We start from the raw sequence: 22,712 nt of genomic DNA, 5'->3' as shown, positions 1-22,712 counted from the left end.
CATAGTGCCGGATTGTGGTGGAACTGTGTGTCAAGAATGCGCGATTGTTTACGCGCAACGTGGGGTATTTGCGCCGAATTCGACCCAGCGGGCGACAATGGCAGGCAATGGACGCTTCTGGGGACTTCTACAACGCCTACCGTCACGGGTTCGCGCGGGTCGCCGCGTGCACACACCGCACCACCCTTGCCGACCCGGGCGCCAACGCTGAGTCGGTACTACGCCTGGCCCAGGAGTGTCACGACGAGGGCGTCGCGGTCGCTGTTTTCCCCGAGCTCACGCTGTCGGGCTACTCCATCGACGACATCCTGTTGCAGGACACCCTCCTCGATGCCGTCCACACGGCACTGCTCGAGCTCGCCGCCGCCTCGGAGGGGCTGCTGCCGGTTCTGGTGGTGGGGGCGCCGTTGCGCCACCGGCACCGGGTGTACAACACGGCCGTCGTCATTCACCGCGGGAGGGTCCTCGGAGTCGTCCCCAAGTCCTACCTGCCCACGTACCGGGAGTTCTACGAGAGCCGGCAGCTGGCAGCCGGAACCGGAGAACAGGCGACGGTGCGAATCGGCGGGGTGCAGGTCCCGTTCGGGCCAGACCTGTTGTTTGCCGCGACGGACCTGCCTGGACTGGTCCTGCATGTCGAGGTGTGCGAGGACATGTTCGTGCCCATTCCGCCCAGCGCGGGCGCGGCGCTGGCCGGAGCGACGGTGCTGGCCAATCTGTCGGGCAGCCCGATCACCGTCGGGCGGGCGGAGGACCGCGCGCTGCTGGCCCGGTCTGCGTCCGCCCGTTGCCTGGCGGCATATCTCTACGCCGCCGCCGGCGAGGGCGAGTCGACCACCGATCTGGCCTGGGATGGCCAGACGATGATCTGGGAGAACGGCGCACTGCTGGCCGAGACCGAGCGTTTTCCCAACGCTGCGCGCAAGTCGGTGGCCGACATTGACCTGGGGTTGCTGAGCGCCGAGCGGCTGCGGATGGGCACCTTCGACGACAACCGCCGACAGCATCGGGATGTGGCTGCGCAGTTCCGCACGGTCGAATTCCGCCTCTCACCGCCCGCCGGGGACATCGGGCTTCGCCGTGTGGTCGAGCGATTCCCGTTCGTTCCGTCCAACCCGCAGCGCCTGAAGCAGGATTGCTACGAGGCGTACAACATTCAGGTGTCGGGCCTGGAGCAGCGGCTGCGAGCACTGGGCTTCCCCAAGGTGGTCCTGGGCGTATCGGGCGGCCTCGACTCCACCCACGCGCTGATCGTGGCCGCCCGGGCGATGGACCGGGAAAACCGCCCGCGCAGTGACATTCTGGCCTTCACGCTGCCCGGCTTCGCCACCGGTGAACACACCAAGGCCAATGCTGCCGCGCTGAGCAAGGCCCTCGGTGTGACGTTTGCCGAAATCGACATCCGGGACACCGCGACGTTGATGTTGACCGAACTCGGACATCCCTTCTCCCGGGGGGAGGCCGTCTATGACGTCACGTTCGAAAACGTCCAGGCCGGCCTGCGCACCGACTATCTGTTCCGGATCGCCAATCAGAACGGCGGCATCGTGCTGGGCACCGGTGACCTGTCCGAGCTGGCCCTGGGGTGGTCCACCTACGGCGTGGGCGATCAGATGTCGCACTACAACGTCAACGGTGGGGTTCCCAAAACCCTGATCCAGCACCTGATTCGCTGGGTGATCAACTCCGGTGAGTTCGACGCCGACGTCTGCGCGGTGCTGGCGTCGGTGCTCAACACCGAGATCAGCCCTGAGCTGGTCCCGGTGGGCGAGGGAGAGGCGATCCAGCGCAGCGAGGACACCGTCGGCCCGTACTCGCTGCAGGACTTCGCGCTGTTCTCCGTGCTACGCCATGGGTTCACGCCGGCGAAGATCGCGTTCTTGGCCTGGCATGCCTGGCATGACGCCGACGCCGGGTCCTGGCCGCCGGGCTATCCGGCGGACGGACGCCAGGCCTACACCCTGGCGGAGATCCGCCGCTGGCTGAAAGTCTTTGCGCAACGGTTCTATTCGTTTAGCCAGTTCAAGCGATCGGCGCTGCCGAACGGCCCCAAGGTGTCCCACGGGGGCGCGTTATCGCCGCGGGGGGACTGGCGGGCCCCGTCGGACATGTCCGCGCGAATCTGGCTTGATGAGATCGACCGGGACATCCCGGTCTGAGAGGCTGGGAACCATGCCAACTGTCTTGATCGAGGTTCGCCGCCACTACTCCCAGGCCGAGGAAGTCGCGATCATCGACGCCGTTCACGGCGCGCTGGTGACCGCGTTCCAGATACCGGCCAAGGACAAGAACGTGCGGCTGGTGGTGCACGAGCCGCACCGCTTCGTGGTACCCGCTCAGCTCGCCCAGCCCGAGTATCGGACCCTGGTCTCCATCGACTGTTTCTCTGGGCGGTCGGTGGAGGCCAAGCGACTGCTCTACGCCGGAATCGTCGAAAACCTTGCCGAACTTGGTATTCCACGTGACCACGTGATGATCACCCTGCACGAGTCTGACCGCGACAATTGGGGCATCCGGGGCGGCCAGGCGGCGTCGGACGTCGATCTGGGCTTCACCGTTCAGGTGTGACGGTAGCCAGGGCGGCGTTGATCGCCGCGAGGCGCGGTGCGCAGTTGCCCGCTCCCGCCACCAGGGTTGCCAACGACCCGGCGACCGTGGCACGCGGCAACGCATGGTCGATGCCCCCTGCCCACTCGGCGGCCAGAACACCGGCGAAGACATCACCCGCGCCCGTGCTGTCGACGGCCCGCACCACCGGTGCCCGCACGCTGCGGGTGCCGTCCACTCCTCGATAGCGCGCTCCGCGCGGGCCGAGAGTGACCACGAGGTGCGGCACCTGATGGTCGAAGTGCGCGGCTTCGGATTCGTTGACCACCGCCACGTCGGTGCGCCCGAGCAGCTCGGCCAGCTCCGCCGAGTCCACGGCGGGCGGCGAGACGTTGAGGATGACCCTCGCACCGGCGCCGCGGGCAACGGAGGCGGCCTCCAGCGCCACCGGAACCGGAATCTCCAGCTGCATCAGCAACACGTCGCAGCCGGCGATCAGCGCACGCTGGACCGGATCCAGTCTCAGGTGAGCATTGGCGCCGGGGGCCACCACGACGGTGTTCTCCCCGGTCGGATCCACCGTGATGACCGCGGAGCCACTGGGGCCGACCACCGTGGAGAGGCCGGCCGTTCCGACGCCGTTGTCCTGCAGGTGCCGACGCAGTCGCGATCCGGCGCCGTCGTCACCGACCGCACCGACGAACTCCACCAGCGCGCCGGCCCGGGCCGCAGCCACCGCCTGGTTGGCGCCCTTTCCGCCCGGATGGGTGCTGGGCGCCGAGGCCACCACGGTCTCGCCGGGCCGGGGCAGCGCGGCGACGGCGAACACGGCGTCGGAGTTGACGCTGCCCACCACGCACACCTGTGCCGCCACGGGCTCCAGCTTGGCATTTGCGACCGCTCAATGTCGCGCATCCCCTAGGGTGGAGAACCGTCCGGCAACCGGGGAAGGGAGTCGCCGAGTGGACCCGGCGCTGTCGTCAACAACCACACCAATCAGCGAGCCCCAGTATCGACGGTTGGCGGCGCGGCTCAGCATCAAGACCAAGCTGATGATTGTCCTGCTGCTCACCAGCATCGTGTCGGTTGCCGTCGTCGGATTCGTCGAGTTTCAATTCGGCGCACAAGAATTGCAGCGTGCCGGCATCAACAAACTGGTGGTGGCCCGCGAGGCGCAGCGGCGCGCGGTCAGCAGCCTGTTCGAAGAGATGACCAATTCACTGGTCGTCTTCAGTGGGGGAGTGACCGCGACGAGTGCGCTCAAGGCGTATTCCGCCGGATTCAACGAACTCGCCACTGCCGCAGTCACACCCGAACAACAGCGCAGCATCGTGGGTTATTACCAGGACCGCTTCACCAAGGCACTCGCCGAACGCACCGACGAGCAGGCCGACCTGGCCGCGCTGCTGCCCACCTCGAACGCGCAGCGCTACCTGCAAGCCCACTACACCGCGGCCGGGGCCGCCAGGAACCTCGACGACGCCGGTGACGGCAGTGCGTGGTCCGCGGCCAACGCGCAATACAACGATCTCTTCTCCCAAACCGTCCACCTCAATGAATACCTGGACGCGCTGCTGTTGGATAACCAGGGAAATGTGGTGTATTCGGTCAACAAGGGGGTAGATCTGGGCACCAACGTGCTCACCGGGCCCTACCGCGAGTCCACCCTGCGTGACGCCTACCGCAAGGCATTGGCGGCCAATGCCGTCAACTTCGTGTGGATCACCGATTACGAGACCTATCAACCCAATCTGGACACTCCCACGGCCTGGCTGGTGTCACCCGTCGGCACCAAGGGCGCCATCGACGGTGTGATGGCCCTGGCGCTGCCCAGCGAGAAGATCACCCGGATCATGACCGCCGACCGCGACTGGGACGCCGCCGGACTGGGGCACACCACCGAGACGTACCTGGCCGGTCCGGACGACCTGATGCGCTCCGATTCGCGTCTTTTCCTGGAGGATCCAGAGCGATACCGCAAGGAGGCCGTGGAAGCCGGCACATCGACGGCGACGGTGGAGCGGGCGCTACGGCTGGGGACCACCACCTTGGTGCAGCCGGTGAGTGGACCGGGATTGCAGGCCGCGCAACGCGGTCAGACCGGCACCCTGACCAGTGGCTATGACTACCTGGGCAAGCGGGAGCTGACCGCGTATTCGCCACTGACCGTGCCGAACTCGGACCTGCAGTGGTCGATCTTGGCGACCAGGGAGTACTCCGATGCCTTCGCGGGAGTCACCGCCTTCAGCAGAAGAGTCGTGCTGGCCACCACCGCGGTGATCTTCGCCATCTGTGTGCTGGCGATGCTGGCAGCCCGGCTCTTTCTGCAGCCCATCCGGCGGCTGCAGGCCGCCGCGCAACGGATCAGCGCCGGCGACTACAGCGCGATGGTGCAGCCCAGGACCGCCGACGAGATCGGCGACCTGACCAAGGCGTTCAACGACATGAGCGATAGCCTTCGGACCAAGCAGGCCCTACTCGACCAGCAGCGCAAGCAGAACGATGAACTGCTGTTGTCGCTGATGCCCGAGTCGCTGGTCCAGCGCTACCGCGGCGGCGAGCAGGGTATCGCCGACCAGCATCACAACGTCACGGTGATCTACGCCGAACTGCAGGGCATCGATCAGCTGTCCGCACAGGTCTCCGCGAGTGAACTGGTCACGATCGTCGACGAGCTGGTCAGACAGTTCGACGCGGCCGCTGAAGCCGTGGGAGTGGAACGAATTCGGACGATGTACAACGGCTATCTCGCCGGCTGTGGCCTGACCACGCCGCGGCTCGACGGCGTACACCGCATCGTGGAGTTCGCGTGCGAGATGCAGCGGATCGTCGATCGGTTCGCCGTCAAATCCGGCTACCGGCTGAGTCTGTGGGCCGGCGTCAACACCGGCGAGGTGATCAGCGGTCTGGTCGGCCGATCCGGCGTCACCTACGACCTGTGGGGCTCGGCGGTCAACCTCGCCTACCAGTTGCGCAGGGAAACACCGGAATCCGGCATCTATGTCACCGAGTCGGTGCGGGACATGCTCGGCGACACCGAGGAATTCGTCTTAGTCGGTACCGTCACGACCGGCGACGCCCAAGAGCAGGCCTGGAGATTGACGGAGGCACCGTGAACGTCTTCGGGCCGTGGCTGTACTGGGCGATCGGGGTCGCAGTCGGATTCCCCGCGAGCCTGGTCTGGCTCACCGAAGGCCATGGGGCGCTGGCCCGCAGAGGTAGTCCTCTGGCACCGCCGGTGGCTCTGGCCCGCAACTACCTGTTGCCGCTGGGCGCGTTGCTGGTGTTGCTGGCGAAGGTGGCCGGAGTACGGGGTGAGGATCCCACCCTGCGGATCATCTACACCGCCTTCGGCGTCGTCCTGCTGGTGCTGCTGCTGTCAGTGCTCGATGTCACCTTTTTCCAGAGCGCGCCGAAAGGCTCCTGGCGTGGCCGAATACCGACCATCTTCGTCGACGTCGCCCGCTTTCTGCTGATCGGTGTCGGCCTGGCGTTGACGCTGTCTCATGTCTGGGGCGCCAGGATCGGTGGCCTGTTCACCGCGCTGGGCGTGACCTCGGTGGTCATCGGTCTGATGCTGCAGAACTCGGTCGGTCAGATCGTTTCGGGTCTGTTCATGCTCTTCGAGCAGCCCTTCCGGATCGGTGACTGGTTGTCCACCCCCACCGCGCGCGGCCGCGTCGTCGAAGTGAACTGGCGGGCGGTGCACATCAGCACCGCGGACGGGCTGCAGATCACTCCCAACTCGGTCCTGGCCGGCACCTCGTTCACCAACGTCAGCCGCTCCAGCGGCGCGCATCGGGTGTCCATCACAACCAGCTTCGGCGTCGAAGACCCGCCGGACCGGGTGTGTGCGCTGTTGTCGCGGGTCGCCACCGCGCTACCGATGAGAACCACCGGTGCCGCGCCGCACTCGGCGGCGTTGGGGGCAGGGCAGTACCGCACCGCGATCGAGGTCGATTCGCCGGATGAGGACAGCGCCGCGCAGGCCACCTTCCTGCGGTGGCTCTGGTACGCCTCCCGGCGAGAGGGACTGCATCTTGACGGCGCCGATGACGAGTTCGGCACCCCCGAACGAGTGGCCGATGCGCTGCGGACGGTGGTGGCGCCCGCACTTCGGCTCACCGAATCCGACCAGCAGGCGCTGGCGCCGCACGCCAGGATGGTGCGCTACGGCGTCGACGAACCCCTGCAGCACGCCGATCAAGTGCCCACCGCGATGACGTTCTTGACTGACGGCAGCGTCCGCGTCACCGGCACCGACCCGGACTTTGCCGGTGCCACGCTGGGGCAGGGTGCATTCCTCGGGATAACCACCCTGACCCGCCAGTCCAGCCAGTTCGACGCCCACGCGCTGGAAGAAGTGACCGCGGTGGTGATCGATCGCGAACACATCGAAGAACTGGTGAAGACCAAGCCATTGCTCCTGCAGGAACTGGGCCGGATGATCGATCAGCGACGTGAGGCGTTCGCCAACGGCGGTGGGCCAGCTCGAAGCGGCCCGTCGCCATCGACACCGCGGGGCCGTTTTACCTGATCGGGCGTTCGCCGATACGCTGGCCTGATGAGCGTCCCCGTCCTGCCCGACCTGCGACAAGAGGTCCACGACGCCGCCCGCCGAGCTCGGATTGCTTCGCGCTCCCTGACGGCGTTGTCCACCGTGGCCAAGAACACCGCGCTGAACGCCGCGGCCGACGCGCTCCTGGCGCACGCCGACGACATCCTGGCCGCCAATGCCCGCGATGTCGCCGCAGCCCGTGCGGCCGGTACACCCGAAGCCATGGTGGACCGGCTGGCGCTGTCGAAGGACCGGGTGGACGGAATCGCCGCCGGTCTGCGCCAGGTCGCCGGACTGCCCGACCCGGTCGGTGAGGTGCTGCGCGGCTACACCCTGCCCAACGGGTTGCTGCTGCGTCAGCAGCGCGTGCCGCTCGGCGTGGTGGGCATGGTCTATGAGGGCCGGCCCAACGTCACCGTCGACGCATTCGGGTTGACCCTCAAATCCGGTAACGCCGCACTGCTGCGCGGCAGTTCGTCCGCGGCCCACTCCAACCAGGCCCTGGTCGATGTGCTGCGCGCGGCGTTGGTTGCCGAGGACCTGCCCGCCGACGCCGTACAGCTGCTGTCCTCGGTCGATCGCGCCACCGTTACCCACCTGATCCAGGCCCGTGGTCTGGTCGACGTGGTGATCCCGCGCGGCGGGGCCGGATTGATCGAGGCCGTGGTGCGCGACGCCTTGGTGCCCACCATCGAAACCGGGGTGGGCAACTGCCATGTCTACGTTCATGAGGCCGCCGATCTCGACATCGCCGAACAGGTGCTGTTGAACTCCAAGACTCGCCGGCCCAGCGTCTGCAACTCCGCCGAAACCCTGCTGATCGACCGGGCCATCGCGGCATCCGCGGTCCCGCGGCTGGTGGATGCGCTGACTGCCGCCGGGGTTACCGTGCACGGTGACGCCGACGACGCCGCGGCCGAAGACCATCTGCGCCGCGAATACCTGGCGATGGACATCGCACTGTCGGTGGTGGACGGGCTCGAGGACGCCATCAACCACATCAACGAGTACGGAACCGGTCACACCGAGGCCATCGTGACCACCAACATGGCTGCCGCCCAGCGGTTCAGCGAACAGGTCGACTCCGCTGCGGTGATGGTCAACGCCTCCACCGCGTTCACCGACGGTGAGCAGTTCGGCTTCGGTGCCGAGATCGGCATTTCCACCCAGAAACTGCACGCCCGCGGACCGATGGGTCTGTCGGAGCTGACGTCGACCAAATGGATCGTGTGGGGCGACGGCCACACCCGTCCCGTCTAAGGAGCCCGTAGCCCGCATGGAAAAGCCCACCACCCCCGCACCAGACACCTCGCTGTTCGCCGACATCGATGACGTGGGCCGCCGACTGGCCGAGACCGGCTACCTGGCGGACACCGCCACCGCAACCGCGGTGTTCCTGGCCGACCGTCTGGGCAAGCCCCTGCTGGTGGAGGGCCCCGCGGGCGTCGGCAAGACCGAACTGGCCCGCGCGGTGGCCGCCGCCACCGGCGCCGAGCTGGTGCGCCTGCAGTGCTACGAAGGCGTTGACGAGGCCCGGGCGTTGTACGAGTGGAATCACGCCAAGCAGATCCTCCGCATTCAGTCCGGCAACACCGCCGGTCAGGGCGGCGACTGGGATGCCACCAAGATGGACGTGTTCTCCGAGGAGTTCCTGCTGTCGCGGCCGTTGCTGACCGCGATCCGGCGTACCGATCCGACGGTGCTGCTGGTCGATGAGACCGATAAGGCCGACATCGAAATCGAGGGCCTGCTCCTTGAGGTGCTCTCCGACTTCGCCGTCACCGTTCCGGAACTGGGCACCATCACCGCGACGCGTACCCCGTTCACCGTGTTGACCTCGAACGCCACCCGAGAGCTGTCCGAGGCGCTCAAGCGCCGATGCCTGTTCCTGCACATCGACTTCCCCGACCCGGATCTGGAACGCCGCATTCTGCTGTCGCGGGTGCCTGAGCTGCCCGAACATCTGGCCGCCGAGCTGGTGCGCATCATCGGGGTACTGCGCGGCATGCAGCTCAAGAAACTGCCCTCGGTGGCCGAAACCATCGACTGGGGCCGCACCATCTTGGCCCTGGGGATGGACACCATCGATGACGCCACCGTCGCGGCAACGCTGGGGGTGGTGCTCAAGCACCAGTCCGACCAGGTGCGGGCATCCGGGGAACTGCGGCTGAACTGATGGTCATCTGATGGTCCGACGTACCCGCCCGCAGCAGCCGCTGGCTCCGCACGGAATCCCCGGGCATCTGGTGGGATTCGTGGAGGCGCTGCGCGGGCAGGGCATCTCGGTGGGGCCCTCCGAAACGGTCGACGCCGGACGGGTGCTGACCGTGATCGGTTTGGACGACCGGGAGGTACTGCGGGAGGGCCTGGCCTGCGCGGTTCTGCGACGCCCAGATCACCGGGACACCTACGACGCCATGTTCGACCTGTGGTTCCCCGCCGCGCTGGGCGGGCGCACGGTGGTGATCGACGGGGACGAAGCCGATCCGGAATCTGCGCCGCTGCCCGAGAACGCCGAGGACATGCGGTCGATGCTGCTCGACCTGCTGAACGACAATCCCGAACTCGCCGACACCGATCCACGACTGTCGGCGATGATCGCCGCCATCGTCGGAACCTACGGTCAGTACCGCTCAAGCCGGGGACCGTCCTTCTCGGCCTATCAGGCGCTCAAGGCGCTGGCCCTGGACGAGCTGGAGGGCAAACTGCTGGCCGGGCTGCTCGCGCCCTACGGTGATGAGCCCAGCCCCACACAGGAGCAGATCGCCAAGGCGATGGCCGCGCAGCGCATCGCCCAGCTTCGCAAACTCGTCGATGCCGAGACCAAGCGGCGCACCGCCGAACAGCTGGGGCGTGAACATGTTCAGATGTATGGCATCCCGCAGCTGAGCGAAAACGTCGAGTTTCTCCGGGCGTCTGGCGAGCAGTTGCGCCAGATGCGCCGGGTGGTGGCCCCCCTGGCCCGCACCCTGGCCACGCGGCTCGCCGCGCGCAGGCGACGGTCCCGCGCCGGCACCATCGACCTGCGCAAGACGTTGCGGAAGTCGATGTCGACCGGCGGGGTCCCGATCGACGTGGTACTGCGCAAGCCGCGCCCGGCCAGGCCCGAGCTGGTGGTGCTGTGTGACGTATCCGGATCGGTGGCCGGGTTCAGTCACTTCACGCTGCTTCTGGTTCACGCTCTGCGTCAACAGTTTTCGAGGGTTCGAGTGTTCGCCTTCATCGACACCACCGACGAGGTGACGCACCTGTTCGGTCCGGAAGCCGACCTGGCTGTGGCAATACAGCGGATCACCCGGGAGTCCGGCGTCTACACCCGCGACGGCCACTCCGACTACGGCAACGCGTTTGTCTCCTTCGCCGAGAACTTTCCGAATGTGGTCTCGCCACGCAGTGCATTGCTGGTTCTCGGTGACGGCCGCACCAACTACCGGGATCCCGGGGTGAATGTGCTCTCGCACCTGGTGACGGCCAGCCGACATGCGCATTGGCTCAACCCCGAGCCTCAGCATCTTTGGGGCAGTGGCGATTCCGCGGTGCCGCGCTACAGCGACGTGATACCCATGCATGAATGCCGCTCGGCCAAGCAGCTGGCCGGGGTCATCGACGCACTGTTGCCGGTGTAGCCGGGGCACTTCGGTCCAGTAGGCGGAGGCGATCAGAGAGGGTTGAGTCATGACGACGATTGATCCCGGCGCCGCGGTGCTGGTCACCGGCGGCAGCGGCTATATCGCCAGCTGGATTGTGCGCTACTTGCTCGAGGACGGGCACACGGTGCGGGCGACGGTCCGCGATCCCGAGAAGCCGCACGGCCTCGAGCACCTGCACGCGCTGGCGGCCCGACACCCCGGCAAGCTGAGCCTGCACCGGGCCGACCTGCTGGAACCGGGAAGTTTCACCAGCGCGGTCCAGGGCTGCCAACTGGTCATCCACACGGCGTCGCCATTCCTTCTGGGGACCATCCGCGACCCCGAACAGCAGCTGGTACGGCCGGCGCTGGAAGGCACGCGCAACGTGTTGGCCGCCGTCGCCGAAGCCCCTTCGGTGGCCCGCGTCGTGCTGACCAGCAGTGTCGCGGCCATCTACGGTGACAACGCCGACATGAGCGGCAAGGACTGCTTTACCGAGGCGGACTGGAACACCACCAGCACGCTCGATCACCAGCCCTATGCCTACTCGAAGACGGTCGCCGAACAGGCCGCCTGGCAGATCCAGCGGGCCCAGCAACGCTGGGATCTGGTCACTATTCATCCCTCACTGGTGCTGGGGCCGTCACTGACCACCGCCAGCGCCTCGGGAAGCATGGACACCATGCGGCACTTCGTCGACATGTCGATGGCGTTGGGCGCGCCGGCGCTGCAGATGGGCTGCGTCGACGTGCGTGACGTGGCCCGCGCCCACATCACCGCCGGCTACACGCCCGGTGCCCAGGGCCGTTACGTGGTGAACTCGCAAGTCGTCAGCATGCTCGAACTCAGCCGAATGTTGCGTCGGCACTTCGGATCCCGGCTATCTTTCCCGACGCGCGAGCTGCCGAAGTTCGTGGTGAAGCTGGTGGCGCCGGCCGCCGGGCTCACCCGCCCATTCGTCGAGCGCAACGTGGGCTGGCCGCTGTGTTTGGACAGTTCGCGGTCGCGCACCGAACTCGCGATCGATTTCCGGGACGTCGAAGACTCTGTCGTCGAGCATTTTCAGCAGATGATCGACGACGGAATGGTCCGGCGCTGACCGGACCGCAGCGCGCCCAGCTGCCGGTGGTTCAGTACGTGCGCTGGTAGATCAGCCAGCGCAGTTCCATCGGGCTTTCCTCGCGGGTGGTGCGGAAGGCGTCCTGCCCGCTCACCCACTCGATGTACCAGCTGGTGGGCGGCCATGCGCCGTCGGGCAGGTTCGCCTTCTCGTAGTCGTGGACGGACTCGTCGGACAGCAATTGCAGCGGCAGGCCGGCCGAAGCCGCGGCCATCTCGGTGCGGGTGTACAGGCCGGAGTACACCTGCTGGCAGAACTCCCGGGCGGCGGCATCGGGTTCGTAGCCGTCGTGTGCCAGGAAGCTGTTGAACACCAGCCGCCCACCCGGAGCCAGGCATCGAGCGGCGAGCTCGAACAGGCTGCGAAGCTCCGCGGTGGACCGGAAGTCGGTCAACACCTCAGAGAGCACCATCATCTGGTAGTCGTCGCGCAGGTCGTCGGAGTGTTCGAAGACGTCCCGCACGATGACGCGGACGTCCAAGGACTCCGCCGCCGCGTCGGCCACGAGCATCTCGGCGAACTTCGGTGTCATCTCGACGACGTCCACCGGATGCCCGCGGCGGGCCAGCGCCAGGGCGTTACGCCCGGTGCCGCCGCCGATTTCGAGCACCCGATGCGAGGCGGGGTTGGCGGCCTCGGAGGCCAGATTCCACACCCGGGCGTCGGGTTCGGTGCCGAACAACGGCGGCTTGCGGGTGTCCAACCAGGCGGCGTAGGCGTCTGCGACGGAGTTCCACTGCGCGCGGACCGTGTAGTCCAGGGTGGGGCCGATGGGCGCGTTGTAGGAGATGATGATGTGAGAGCGCAGCGAGTGCGAATACGCCTCAGCCAGTTGGCCTTGAAGCACCTCTCGGAGGCGGTCGAGTTCGGCCTCGCTGAAGGGCTTGCCCAGTCCCGCGAACACCGCTGAACACATCGTGACGTATTCCGCGAGCATGCTCGGCACGGCCGGCAGCCTGATTTCACCGCTGGTCTGGGCGCGGGTGTAGAAACGCCTGACCATGGCCTCGTGGGCCGCCTTGGCGCGATCAATTGAGCTCACCGGAAAATCTTCCACAGACATCTTCTACACGATTGGCATCCGCTTCGCGGCAGCAACGCCACGTTGCGTTCTGGCGATGAGCGTAGCCGCCCCGGCGCCACTGTGCCGAGCGGCAGTCGGTGCCACCAGTGAGCTCATGCCGGCGACGAGCCCAAGTAAGCTGGCCTATCGTGCGAAAACGGCGGCTGGGAGTCATGGGTGGGACCTTCGATCCCATCCATCACGGACACCTGGTCGCCGCCAGTGAGGTGGCCGACCTTTTCGAGCTTGACGAGGTGATGTTCGTCCCGACCGGGCAACCCTGGCTCAAGGACCGCCGGGTCACCGCTGCCGAGGATCGCTACCTGATGACCGTGATCGCCACGGCATCCAATCCCCGATTCTCGGTGAGCCGGGCCGACATCGATCGTGGCGGACCCACATACACCAAAGACACCCTGCGTGACCTGCAGGAACAGAATCCCGACGCCGAGCTGTACTTCATCACCGGTGCGGATGCGCTGGCCACCATTCTGTCCTGGCAGGATTGGCCGGAGATGTTCGAGATGGCGCGGTTTGTGGGGGTGAGTCGGCCCGGTTACGAGCTGAACGGCGATCACCTTGCCGACGCGCTCGAATCTCTGCCGCCGCACGCCTTGACGCTGGTCGAAGTGCCGGCGCTGGCGATCTCGTCAACCGACTGCCGACAGCGCGCGGCAGAAGCCCGACCCATCTGGTACCTGGTGCCCGACGGCGTAGTCCAGTACGTCTCTAAGCGCCGCCTGTACCAACCGACCCCCGGAGAGCACATATGACCGCGACACCCGAGGCCGTGCGGATGGCCACCGTGGCGGCCGGCGCCGCCTCGAACAAGCTGGCCGACGACGTCGTCGTCATCGACGTCTCCGCTCAGCTGGTCATCACCGACTGCTTTGTCATCGCCTCGGCGAGCAACGAGCGTCAGGTCAACGCGATCGTCGACGAGGTCGAGGACAAGATGCGTCTGGCCGGGTACAAACCGGCCCGCCGGGAGGGCACCCGGGAGGGACGCTGGACGCTGCTGGACTACGTCGACATCGTCGTGCACATCCAGCACCAGGACGAGCGCGACTTCTATGCCCTCGAACGCCTGTGGAAGGACTGCCCGCTGGTGCCGATCGACCTGAGCGGTGAGCCGGCGCCGGGAGAGGACGCCTCGTGAGGGTGCGCAGGCTCATCCTGCTGCGACACGGCCAGACCGAGTTCAACGCCGGTAGCCGGATGCAGGGCCAGCTGGACACCGTGTTGAGCGATCTGGGCCGCGCCCAGGCGGCGGCCGCGGCGGAGGTGCTGCGTAAGCGGCACCCGCTGCTGATCGTCTCCTCGGACCTGTGGCGGGCCTACGACACCGCCACCGTGCTGGCCGAACACAACGGGTTGAAGGTCCGCGTGGACACCCGACTGCGGGAGACCCATCTCGGTGACTGGCAGGGGCTGACCCACGAAGAGGTCGATGCCACCACCCCTGGGGCCCGGCTGGCCTGGCGTGATGACGCTCGCTGGGCGCCTCACGGCGGAGAGAGCCGAATCGACGTGGCCGAGCGCAGCGTTCCGCTGGTGCAGGAGCTGGTGGCCGGAGAGCCGGCGTGGGGGAGCGCCGAGCACGCCGATCAGCCGGTGGTGCTCGTGGCCCACGGTGGGCTTATCGCCGCCCTGACCGCGGCGCTGCTGCGGCTGCCGGTCGAGAACTGGCCCGCTTTGGGCGGAATGGCCAACGCCAGCTGGACCCAGCTCAGCGGGTACTCCGGTGGGCCGGAACCCGACGACGCCTTCGACGACGTGCGTTGGCGCCTCGATGTCTGGAACGCCTCGGCGCAGGTGGCCGGCGATGTCCTCTGATCCGCAGACGCCCGCCCAGGCACGCCCCACGCTGCTGGTGTTTGCCGATTCGCTGTCCTACTACGGACCGACCGGAGGCCTGCCCGCCGACCACCCGCGGATCTGGCCGAACATCGTTGCACAGCAACTCGACTGGGATGTCGAGCTGATCGGCCGGATCGGTTGGACCAGCCGTGACGTGTGGTGGGCGTCCACTCAGGACCCGCGCGCGTGGGCTGCTCTGCCCCGGGCCGGCGCCGTCATCTTCGCCACCAGCGGGATGGACTCGTTGCCGTCGGTGTGGCCGACGGCGCTGCGCGAGTTGATCCGCTACGTGCGGCCGTCGTGGCTGCGGCGGTGGGTCCGTGACGGCTACGGCTGGCTGCAGCCCCGGTTCTCCCCGATGGCGCGGGCTGCACTGCCGCCGCACCTCACCGTCAGCTACCTCGAGATGACACGGGGCGCAATCGATTTCAACCGGCCGGGGATCCCCATTGTGGCCTCACTGCCGTCGGTGCACATCGCCGAAACCTACGGCCGCGCCCACCAGGGGCGGGAGCCCACGGTGCGGGCCATCACCGCCTGGGCGCAGGAATACGACGTTCCCCTGGTGGACCTCAAGGAGGCGGTTGCCGATGAGGTGTTGAGCGGCAGGGCCAACCCCGACGGCATCCACTGGAACTTCGAAGCGCACCGGGCGGTCGCCGACCTGATGCTCAAGGCGCTGGCCGAGGCCGGCGTCCCCGGCCCGGCGGCATGAGCGGGCGATGAGCGTCGTCGTCGTCACCGACTCGTCGGCGTGCCTACCGGTCGAGCTGCGTGAGCACTGGGGTATTCGCACCGTCCCGCTGCACATCCTGCTCGACGGAGCCGACCTGCGCGACGGTGTCGACGAGGTGCCCGCGGACATCTATGCGCGTGAGCGCGTCACCACCTCCGGTGCGGGCCCGGAGGAATTGACCGAGGCCTACCGGAATGCGCTCGCCCACAGCGCCGGTTCCGGAGTGCTGGCGGTGCACATCTCCTCGGCACTGTCCGGGACCTTCGGTACCGCCCAGCAGGCCGCCTCCGAGTTCGGTCCCGCGGTACGGGTGATCGATTCGAGATCGGCGGCGATGGGCACCGGGTTCGCGGCATTGGCTGCCGCCCGGGCTGCGGCCGTCGGCTCCGATCTGCAGGGCGTAGCCGCCGCGGCAGAGGCGGCGGTCCAACGTGGCCACGCCTACATGGTGGTGCAGCGGTTGGACAATCTGCGGCGCAGCGGCCGGATCGGCAGCGCGGCGGCCTGGCTGGGGACCGCACTGTCGCTCAAGCCCCTGCTTGCGATCGACGACGGCAAGCTCGTTTTGGCGCAGCGCATCCGCACCGTCGGCAAAGCCGTGACCGCAATGATCGACCGCGTCCATGACGTGGTCGGGGATCGATCGGCCGCGCTGGCGGTGCATCACGTGGCCAATCCGCAGGGAGCCCGCGACGTCGCCGATGCCTTGGCGCAGCGTCTGCCGGTCTGTGCGCCGGCCGTCATCACGGATTTATGTCCCACGCTGGCCCTGCATGTGGGCGCCGGTGCGGTCGCGGTCTGCGTCGACGTCGATCCGGGGAACAGCTGAGCGCCGGCCCCGGCACCTCGAGTTCAGCACCGACCGCCGGACTTCAGTAGCATTGCCGCTGATGCACGCTCTGGGAAGTTTCGTCCGATTCGGTGCAGTGGTCATCGTGGCAGCGCTGGCGCTGTCCGGCTGCAGCAGTAGTGGCAGTCCGGGTTCGTCGTCCGAGGAGTCGGCTGCTCCCGAGACGTCGTGGACACGGCCCGACGCGCCGCCGGACCCGCTCACGTTGCTACGCGCCGCTGACCTCGCCGTTTCCCAGGTCCCCGAAAGCGTGTTGACGTTCATCGAGAGCCAGACCAGCGACGCCGGCACCTGGAAGGTCAGGGTGGTCACGGCGGACGGCACCGAACATCAGCTCAAGATCGCCTCCGACGGGGTGACGGTGCTGGTCGGCCCTGACACCACCGACGACAACGACGCCGACAAGGCCAAACGGCGCGCCAATGTCGACGGCGCCCACCTGGACTACCACGCAGCCGTGGACCGAGTACTGCGCGCAGTGCCCAACAGTTCGATCACCCAACTGAGCCTGCTCGACATGAACGGCACCGTTGTCTGGGAAGCCGACGTGTGGGACGACGAACTGGCCGAGCGAGAACTCACGCTGGACGCGGCGACGGGCACCGTCACCGGCAACCGCCAGGTCTGACTCGGCGGTCAGCGCCCGCCGGAGCGTCCGGTGATCGGCGGCAGGTCTGCCAGGGTGACGATGCCCGGCCCGGCGGCGACCACCGCCGGCACGGCATTGGTCACCGGCATTGCCGTGTAGATCGAGCCCAACCCGTTGAAGTTCGGCTCGCTCCAGTCCTTGGGCGGCAGGCAGTTGATCACGGTGCGCATGTTCGGCAGCCCGAACACCTGGATCACGTGGCCGTGCGCCACCGGCTTGGGCGGCGTGACCTGATTGCCCATGATCCAGTTGAAGCCGACGCTGACCACATTGCGGTCGCCCACCCAGCCGCGGTGGTAACCGAAGACACTGCCCACCGTGCCGGCCGGAATCTTCATAAAGCCCAGATCGCTGTCGCCGGTCGCGGCGGTGAACTGCACATCGAAGGTGATGCGGTCCAACTGTGCGCCGATCGCATCGGCCATCATCGCCGCGGACTCGGCGAAGACCTCGCTCTCGACGCGGACGCTTTCGGCCAGCCCGGGGGTGTCGGGATCCTGCGCGAAACCCATGGCCGCCATGGTGGCCGCCGACTCATACGTCGAGCAGTCCACCGATTCGGTGATCCGGATCTCATCGACCCGCTCGCATGCCCCGGACAGCACCATGCCGACCATGTTGGTCAGACCCGGGTGCGCGCCACTACCGAACATGGTGGAATTGCCGGCCCGGCAGGCGTCTTCGATGCGCTTGCGGTCCTGCGCGCTCTGCTTGCCGCCGGTGATCCAGGCCGCGGTCGAGCACACGTTGACGCCGGCCTCCAGCAACCGGACCAACTCGTCGATGCTCGGCCACAACGGGTTGTAGCAGCAGGCGTCCGGGCGCAGTGCGAGCAGAGCGTCGATGTCGTTGGTGGCGGTGACCCCGGTGGCCTCCGGCCATCCCGCGAGCTCGGCGGCGTCCACGCCGATCTTGTCTTTGCCATGGGCGTAGACGCCGACCAGCTCCATGTCGGGCCTACCGATGATGGCGTGCAGTGACCGCTGCCCGATGTTTCCGGTGGTCCATTGGATGACGCGAAGTGGGCGGTCGGTAGTGGGCATCATGCTCCTCGGTGACGGGTGTATCCCCATTATTGGGGTGCGGCCCACGAGCGTTTGTGGCAGCCTCGATCGGCGTGACCGGCACCGTATCTCAAACCCTGACCGTGCGGACCGCCACCGATGACGATTGGCCTGCGATGGCAGTGCTGGGCGCCGTCGGCTTCGGTGAGGACTGGGACGCCGAGTCGATGGCCGCCTGGCGAACCCTGACCACCCCCGACAGTTCCCTGGTGGCCTGCGACGGCGACACCGTCATCGGCATGTCGGGCTATCTCCATATGGAGCTGACCGTGCCCGGTGGGGCGGTGTTGCCGGCGGCGGGGATCAGTTACGTCGTGGTGTCGCCGACCCACCGGCGTCGTGGTGTTCTGCGCTTGATGTACGACGAACTGCACCGGCGCATCGCCGATTCGGGCTATCCGATTGCGGCGCTGACGGCCAGCGAGGGCGGCATCTACGGGCGGTTCGGTTACGGCCCGGCGACCATCGATCACCAGCTCACCATCGACCGGAGGTTCGCCGAGCTGCACGCGGACGCACCCGATCCCGGTGGGGTACGGCTGGTCAAGGCCGCCGACAGCGGCAACGAGTTCGCGGCGATCTACCAGCGGTGGCGCCGGCACGTCCCGGGGGCTTTGGCTCGCCCCCAGGCGCTCTGGGACGACCTGCTTGCCGACCGGGAGAACACCCGCGAGGGCGGCACCGAGTGGTTCGCGATGCTCCACCCCGACGGCTATGTGCTCTACCGTGCACACGGCGAACATCCAAAAACGGTGCGAGTCAGTGAATTCCGCGCTGTCACACCTGCCGCCCATGCCGCCTTGTGGCGCGCCCTGCTCGGGTTGGACCTGATGGGCAAGATCGTCATCGAGACCTTCCCCGACGACCCGATGCCGTACCTGCTGAGCGACTCCCGGCTGGCCACCACCACGGGGCGCCTCGACGCGTTGTGGTTGCGGATGATGGACATCCCCACGGTGCTGAAGGCACGCCGCTACGGCCCGGACGTGCCGACCTTGTCCGTCGTGATCGCGGTGCACGACGGATTCCGCGGCGACGGTGGACGATTCGCGCTAACCATCAGAGAGGGAGTCGCCGACTGCGTACCGACCGAGGCCGAGGCCGAGGTTGATCTTGGCCTGGATGTCCTGTGCAGCCTGTACTTGGGCGCCCATCGTGCGACGTCGCTGGCCGCGGCGGGCAGATTGCGCTGTCGCGACGACGCCCTGGTACGCCGACTGGACGCCGCTTTTGTCAGCGATGTCGGCGCCCAGATCGGCTACCACTTCTGAGGGCTACAGCTTGGCCAGGCCGTAGCCGCCCACGTTGTCGATCAGGACGCGCAGCTGGTCCTGCGAAGACCCCAGGGTGTGCTCGATCGCGGTGAGTCGGGCCGCGTAGTGGCCGACCGGGTATTCCCAGGTCACCCCGATCCCGCCGTGCAGCTGGATGGCCTCCTGGGCGATATGCCGCCCGGACCGGCCGACCTGCAGCTTGGCACGGGCGGCGATCAGCGGGTCGTAGTTGTCGTCGGCGAGCGACATCGCCGCGTACATGCTCATGCTGCGCGCGAGCTCCAGGGACACGTACATGTCGGCGGCCCGCTGGGTCAGGGTCTGGAACGTATTGAGGGTGACCCCGAACTGCTTGCGCGTCTTGAGGTAGTCGGAGGTCAACCGCAAGGACTCTTCCATGGCCCCGACCGCCTCGGCGCACAGTGCCGAGGAGATCCGGATGAGTGCGCGTTCGATTGCCGCTGTGGCGTCGGTCGGCTCGCCGAGCGCGGTGGCCGGGGTGTCGGCGAGGTCGATCTGGGCGCCGCGCTGACCGTCGAACGTCCGGTAGCCATGGCGGGTCAGGCCGTCGGCGCCGCCGTCGACCAGGAACAGGCCCGTCCCGCCGTCCGGCAACGCGGCGCTGACCACCAGGGTGTCGGCGCGATCTCCGGTCAGGACCGGGTTCTTGCGTCCGCTCAGCCGCCACGAGTCGCCCTGTGGGACGGCGGTTGTGGTTACCACGGGAGTGGTGCCGCGCATCCCGGGTTCGGTGTGGGCGAAGGCCAGGACGTGGTCCCCTTCGGCTACGGAGTCAAGCAGTGCACGCTGCTGCGCGTCACCGCGCTCGACGATCAGCGCGCCCGGTCCGAGCGCGCCGTGCACGACGGGTTCCGGGGCCAGCCGGCGACCGATCTCGGTGAGCACCACCATGACCTCCAGCGGGCCCGACTCCTCCGGGTCGAAACCCAGACCGAGAATGCCCACCTCTGCCAGCTGTTTCCATACCTCGGGGTTGAAGCCGGGTTCGGTCTCGATGACCTTGTTGCGGGTCTCGGTGTCGTAGCCCGACAACATCGAACGTGTGGTGTCGCGCAGCAGAACCTGCTCGTCGCTGAGTTGAAAGTCCATGGCCGTCATACCTCCTAAAGGCCGAGAATGGTCGACGCGATGATGGTGCGCTGAACCTCGTTGCTACCGCCGTAGATCGAGGTCTTGCGGTAGTTCAGGTACCTCGGTGCCGCATCCTGTGCCCAGGCGGGCGTGCCGATGCCGTCTCCCACCTCGAACGGCAGGGCGTCCGGGCCGGCCAGTTCCACGAACAGCTCGGTAGCAGTCTGCTGCAGCTGACTGCCCCGCAACTTGAGCACCGACGAGGCCGGGCTCGGCTTGCCGTCGGCAGAACCGCTGGACACGCGCATCTGGGTGAGCTCCAGCGCCAACAGATCGTTTTCGAGTTCGGCGACCCGCGCGGCGAACAGCGGATCATCGAGTGCTCCCAGCGCCTTGGCGCGTTCCTTGAGTTCGGCCACGCGCACCTTGGTGTGAGTCACCCCGGCGATCCCGGTCCGCTCATTGCCCAGCAGGAACTTCGCGTAGGTCCAGCCGTGGTTCTCCTCGCCGACCAGCTGGTCAGCGGGCACCCGCACGTCGGAGAAGAACACCTCGTTGACTTCGTAGCCGCCGTCGATCAGCTTGATCGGCCGCATCGTGACACCCGGAGTGTCGACACGGAACAGCAGGAAGGAGATACCGGCCTGCTTCTTGGGTGCCTGCGGATCGGTGCGTACCAGGCAGAAGATCCAGTCGGCGTACTGGCCGAGCGTGGTCCAGGTCTTCTGGCCGTTGACGATGTAGCTGTCACCGTCGCGCACCGCCGTGGTGCGCAGGCCGGCCAGGTCGGAGCCGGCTTCGGGCTCGGAAAAGCCCTGGCACCACCAGATGTCCAGGTTGGCGGTGGCGGGTAGGAAGCGTTCCTTGATCTCCTGGGAACCGAACTCCGCGATCACCGGGCCGACCATCTTGGCGTTGAAGGTCAGCGGTTCGGGCACCGAGGCCAGGCTCATCTCGTCGTGCCAGATCTGGTGCTGGGTCGGTGTCCAGTCCTTGCCGCCCCACTCGACCGGCCAGTTCGGTACTGCAAGCCCGTTGGCGTTGAGGATCCGCTGGGTGGTGACGATGTCGTCAGGGAAGATCGAATGGCCGGCATGACTGCGTTCGCGGATGTCAGCGGGGATCTCGGTGGTGAAGAAAGTCCGCATTTCATCGCGGAATGCGGCCTCCTCCGTGGTCAATGCCAGTCTCACGTCGACCTCCCGGTTGGTTGGGTGAACTCACGGTTGGTATGCACCCTAATCGGCTCTCCCACGGTGCCGCGGGGGAGGGCTTGCCGCGCGTGGCTGCCCCCAACCCGGTGGTTTGCGCACAGTCGCCGGTTGATCCACAGACCGCTTCGGATCGGCCGCTGGACGAGCTGCTCCGACGGTCCCGGCACCTACCGTCGGCGCATGGCAACAGAACTACCCGGTGAGCGGCTGCAGCGTCGGCTCGGCCTGCTGGCGGAACCCGAGCACGGTGAACACCTCGCCGAGGCCGATGACGAAGCCGACGCGAATTCGTTGCTGCCGCGCTGGCTGCCCGATGGTGCTGCCGATGCGGGCTGGCTGGCCGCAGTGCGGGCCGACCCGGGCCGGGCCGGGGCGATGGCCTTGGCGCTGATCGCCGCGGTGGCGGTGCTCATCACGGTCTTCACCGTGCTGCGAGATAAGCCCGCGCCGGTGACCAGCGCCAAACTGCCTCCAGTGGAGATGGTTGCGACCGCCAGCCCGCCCGCCGAGGAGGCGGCCGACGTCGCCGCGGCTGCGTCCGCTGAGCAGGTCGTGGTCAGCGTGGTCGGTTTGGTGCACAAGCCGGGGTTGGCGACGTTGCCGCCCGGATCCCGTATCGCCGATGCACTGAGCGCGGCCGGAGGTGCCCTCGATGGCGCGGACACCATCGGCTTGAACCTGGCCCGGCCCCTGGCCGACGGTGAACAGATCGTGGTCGGGCTGGCCCCGCCGGCGGGGCCGCCGGTATTGGGCAGCTCGATCGGGGCAGGGACGCCGGCTGCAGAGGCGCCCCGCACCAGCACCGCGCCCGCCGAGCCCACTTCCGCTGACCGACATGAGCCGGTCAACCTCAACACCGCCACGGTGGAGCAGCTCGATGCCCTGCCCGGGGTGGGGCCGGTGACCGCGGCGGCGATCGTGGCCTGGCGCGACACTCATGGCAAGTTCACCCGGGTCGACCAGCTCGGGGACGTCGACGGGATCGGCCCGGCGCGGCTGGACAAGCTGCGCGCCCTGGTTCGTGTCTAGGGGTGACGCCGCCAGCCGCCACACCGG

At 67.5% G+C, this 22,712-nt stretch carries 21 protein-coding genes; 16 read left to right on the top strand and 5 right to left on the bottom strand.

The genetic code is table 11. The features are described 5' to 3' along the window. Positions 1-107: 107 nt before the first annotated feature. Positions 108-2,159, top strand: coding sequence for an NAD(+) synthase (locus BST15_RS01925; protein WP_046187610.1), 2,052 nt, complete (start codon positions 108-110; stop codon positions 2,157-2,159). 13 nt (positions 2,160-2,172) lie between these two features. Continuing rightward, positions 2,173-2,568 (top strand): tautomerase family protein, encoded by a 396-nt coding sequence (locus BST15_RS01920; protein ID WP_046187609.1) that lies wholly within the window; start codon positions 2,173-2,175, stop codon positions 2,566-2,568. On the opposite strand, the gene BST15_RS01915 is transcribed toward BST15_RS01920, so the two are convergent. Further along, positions 2,552-3,421, bottom strand: a complete 870-nt coding sequence (locus tag BST15_RS01915; RefSeq protein ID WP_198528271.1) for a ribokinase — start codon at positions 3,419-3,421, stop codon at positions 2,552-2,554. The two genes, BST15_RS01920 and BST15_RS01915, sit on opposite strands and share 17 nt — an antisense overlap. A gap of 178 nt (positions 3,422-3,599) precedes the next feature. On the opposite strand from BST15_RS01915, the gene BST15_RS01910 reads away from it, so the two are divergent. Genes BST15_RS01910 through BST15_RS01885 form a run of 6 tightly spaced genes read left to right on the top strand, consistent with a single transcriptional unit; the run spans position 3,600 to position 11,833 of the window. After that, the gene (locus BST15_RS01910; protein WP_052751337.1) at positions 3,600-5,663 is read left to right on the top strand and encodes an adenylate/guanylate cyclase domain-containing protein; all 2,064 of its coding nucleotides are present in this window, start codon (positions 3,600-3,602) and stop codon (positions 5,661-5,663) included. Continuing rightward, a complete protein-coding gene (locus tag BST15_RS01905) occupies positions 5,660-7,084 on the top strand; it encodes a mechanosensitive ion channel domain-containing protein (RefSeq protein ID WP_083070785.1) in 1,425 nt (474 codons plus the stop codon). The genes BST15_RS01910 and BST15_RS01905 overlap by 4 nt, the downstream gene beginning before the upstream one ends. Before the next feature lie 27 nt (positions 7,085-7,111). Next, entirely contained in the window at positions 7,112-8,365 is a 1,254-nt protein-coding gene (locus tag BST15_RS01900; protein ID WP_046187608.1) for a glutamate-5-semialdehyde dehydrogenase, read from the top strand. 16 nt (positions 8,366-8,381) lie between these two features. After that, a complete protein-coding gene (locus tag BST15_RS01895) occupies positions 8,382-9,281 on the top strand; it encodes an AAA family ATPase (RefSeq protein ID WP_046187607.1) in 900 nt (299 codons plus the stop codon). A 7-nt stretch (positions 9,282-9,288) separates the two neighbouring features. Beyond that, the gene (locus BST15_RS01890) at positions 9,289-10,731 is read left to right on the top strand and encodes a vWA domain-containing protein (RefSeq protein ID WP_370759884.1); all 1,443 of its coding nucleotides are present in this window, start codon (positions 9,289-9,291) and stop codon (positions 10,729-10,731) included. 49 nt (positions 10,732-10,780) lie between these two features. After that, positions 10,781-11,833 carry an NAD-dependent epimerase/dehydratase family protein gene (locus BST15_RS01885; RefSeq protein WP_046187605.1) on the top strand — a complete coding sequence of 351 codons (1,053 nt, stop codon included), beginning with the start codon at positions 10,781-10,783 and terminating at the stop codon, positions 11,831-11,833. A gap of 31 nt (positions 11,834-11,864) precedes the next feature. On the opposite strand, the gene BST15_RS01880 is transcribed toward BST15_RS01885, so the two are convergent. Continuing rightward, positions 11,865-12,917, bottom strand: a complete 1,053-nt coding sequence (locus BST15_RS01880) for a class I SAM-dependent methyltransferase (protein WP_276037723.1) — start codon at positions 12,915-12,917, stop codon at positions 11,865-11,867. 146 nt (positions 12,918-13,063) lie between these two features. Here BST15_RS01880 and nadD point away from each other — a divergent pair, with 146 nt between their 5' ends. The 6 genes from nadD to BST15_RS01850 all read left to right on the top strand — a co-directional run bounded on the left by nadD (position 13,064) and on the right by BST15_RS01850 (position 16,991). Beyond that, positions 13,064-13,690 carry a nicotinate-nucleotide adenylyltransferase gene (gene nadD / locus BST15_RS01875; protein ID WP_109370661.1) on the top strand — a complete coding sequence of 209 codons (627 nt, stop codon included), beginning with the start codon at positions 13,064-13,066 and terminating at the stop codon, positions 13,688-13,690. Next, positions 13,687-14,076, top strand: coding sequence for a ribosome silencing factor (rsfS, locus tag BST15_RS01870; protein ID WP_046187602.1), 390 nt, complete (start codon positions 13,687-13,689; stop codon positions 14,074-14,076). Before nadD ends, rsfS begins: the two co-directional genes overlap by 4 nt. Further along, a complete protein-coding gene (gene gpgP, locus BST15_RS01865) occupies positions 14,073-14,753 on the top strand; it encodes a glucosyl-3-phosphoglycerate phosphatase (protein ID WP_046187601.1) in 681 nt (226 codons plus the stop codon). The genes rsfS and gpgP overlap by 4 nt, the downstream gene beginning before the upstream one ends. Then, positions 14,743-15,492, top strand: a complete 750-nt coding sequence (gene octT, locus BST15_RS01860; RefSeq protein ID WP_046187600.1) for a diglucosylglycerate octanoyltransferase — start codon at positions 14,743-14,745, stop codon at positions 15,490-15,492. Before gpgP ends, octT begins: the two co-directional genes overlap by 11 nt. A 7-nt stretch (positions 15,493-15,499) precedes the next feature. Further along, the gene (locus BST15_RS01855; protein ID WP_046187599.1) at positions 15,500-16,342 is read left to right on the top strand and encodes a DegV family protein; all 843 of its coding nucleotides are present in this window, start codon (positions 15,500-15,502) and stop codon (positions 16,340-16,342) included. Positions 16,343-16,403: 61 nt separating this feature from the next. After that, the gene (locus BST15_RS01850; RefSeq protein ID WP_052734774.1) at positions 16,404-16,991 is read left to right on the top strand and encodes a PepSY domain-containing protein; all 588 of its coding nucleotides are present in this window, start codon (positions 16,404-16,406) and stop codon (positions 16,989-16,991) included. 8 nt (positions 16,992-16,999) lie between these two features. Here the strand turns inward: BST15_RS01850 and BST15_RS01845 are convergent, their stop codons facing one another. Beyond that, positions 17,000-18,055: an NAD(P)H-dependent amine dehydrogenase family protein gene (locus tag BST15_RS01845; RefSeq protein ID WP_198528270.1), complete on the bottom strand. Its 1,056-nt coding sequence runs from the start codon at positions 18,053-18,055 to the stop codon at positions 17,000-17,002. Positions 18,056-18,129: 74 nt separating this feature from the next. On the opposite strand from BST15_RS01845, the gene BST15_RS01840 reads away from it, so the two are divergent. After that, positions 18,130-19,347: an enhanced intracellular survival protein Eis gene (locus BST15_RS01840; protein ID WP_109370660.1), complete on the top strand. Its 1,218-nt coding sequence runs from the start codon at positions 18,130-18,132 to the stop codon at positions 19,345-19,347. Positions 19,348-19,350: 3 nt separating this feature from the next. Here BST15_RS01840 and BST15_RS01835 read toward each other — a convergent pair whose 3' ends face one another. Further along, a complete protein-coding gene (locus BST15_RS01835; protein ID WP_046187676.1) occupies positions 19,351-20,460 on the bottom strand; it encodes an acyl-CoA dehydrogenase family protein in 1,110 nt (369 codons plus the stop codon). A 14-nt stretch (positions 20,461-20,474) separates the two neighbouring features. Then, positions 20,475-21,635, bottom strand: coding sequence for an acyl-CoA dehydrogenase family protein (locus tag BST15_RS01830; RefSeq protein WP_046187597.1), 1,161 nt, complete (start codon positions 21,633-21,635; stop codon positions 20,475-20,477). Between the two features lie 201 nt (positions 21,636-21,836). Between BST15_RS01830 and BST15_RS01825 the strand changes: the two genes are divergently transcribed. Continuing rightward, positions 21,837-22,685, top strand: a complete 849-nt coding sequence (locus BST15_RS01825; protein WP_046187596.1) for a ComEA family DNA-binding protein — start codon at positions 21,837-21,839, stop codon at positions 22,683-22,685. Positions 22,686-22,712: the final 27 nt, after the last annotated feature.

This window comes from Mycolicibacter arupensis (assembly GCF_002086515.1).
GTDB classification, from domain to species: domain Bacteria; phylum Actinomycetota; class Actinomycetes; order Mycobacteriales; family Mycobacteriaceae; genus Mycobacterium; species Mycobacterium arupense.
This window is presented reverse-complemented; position numbering and strand designations above follow the sequence as displayed.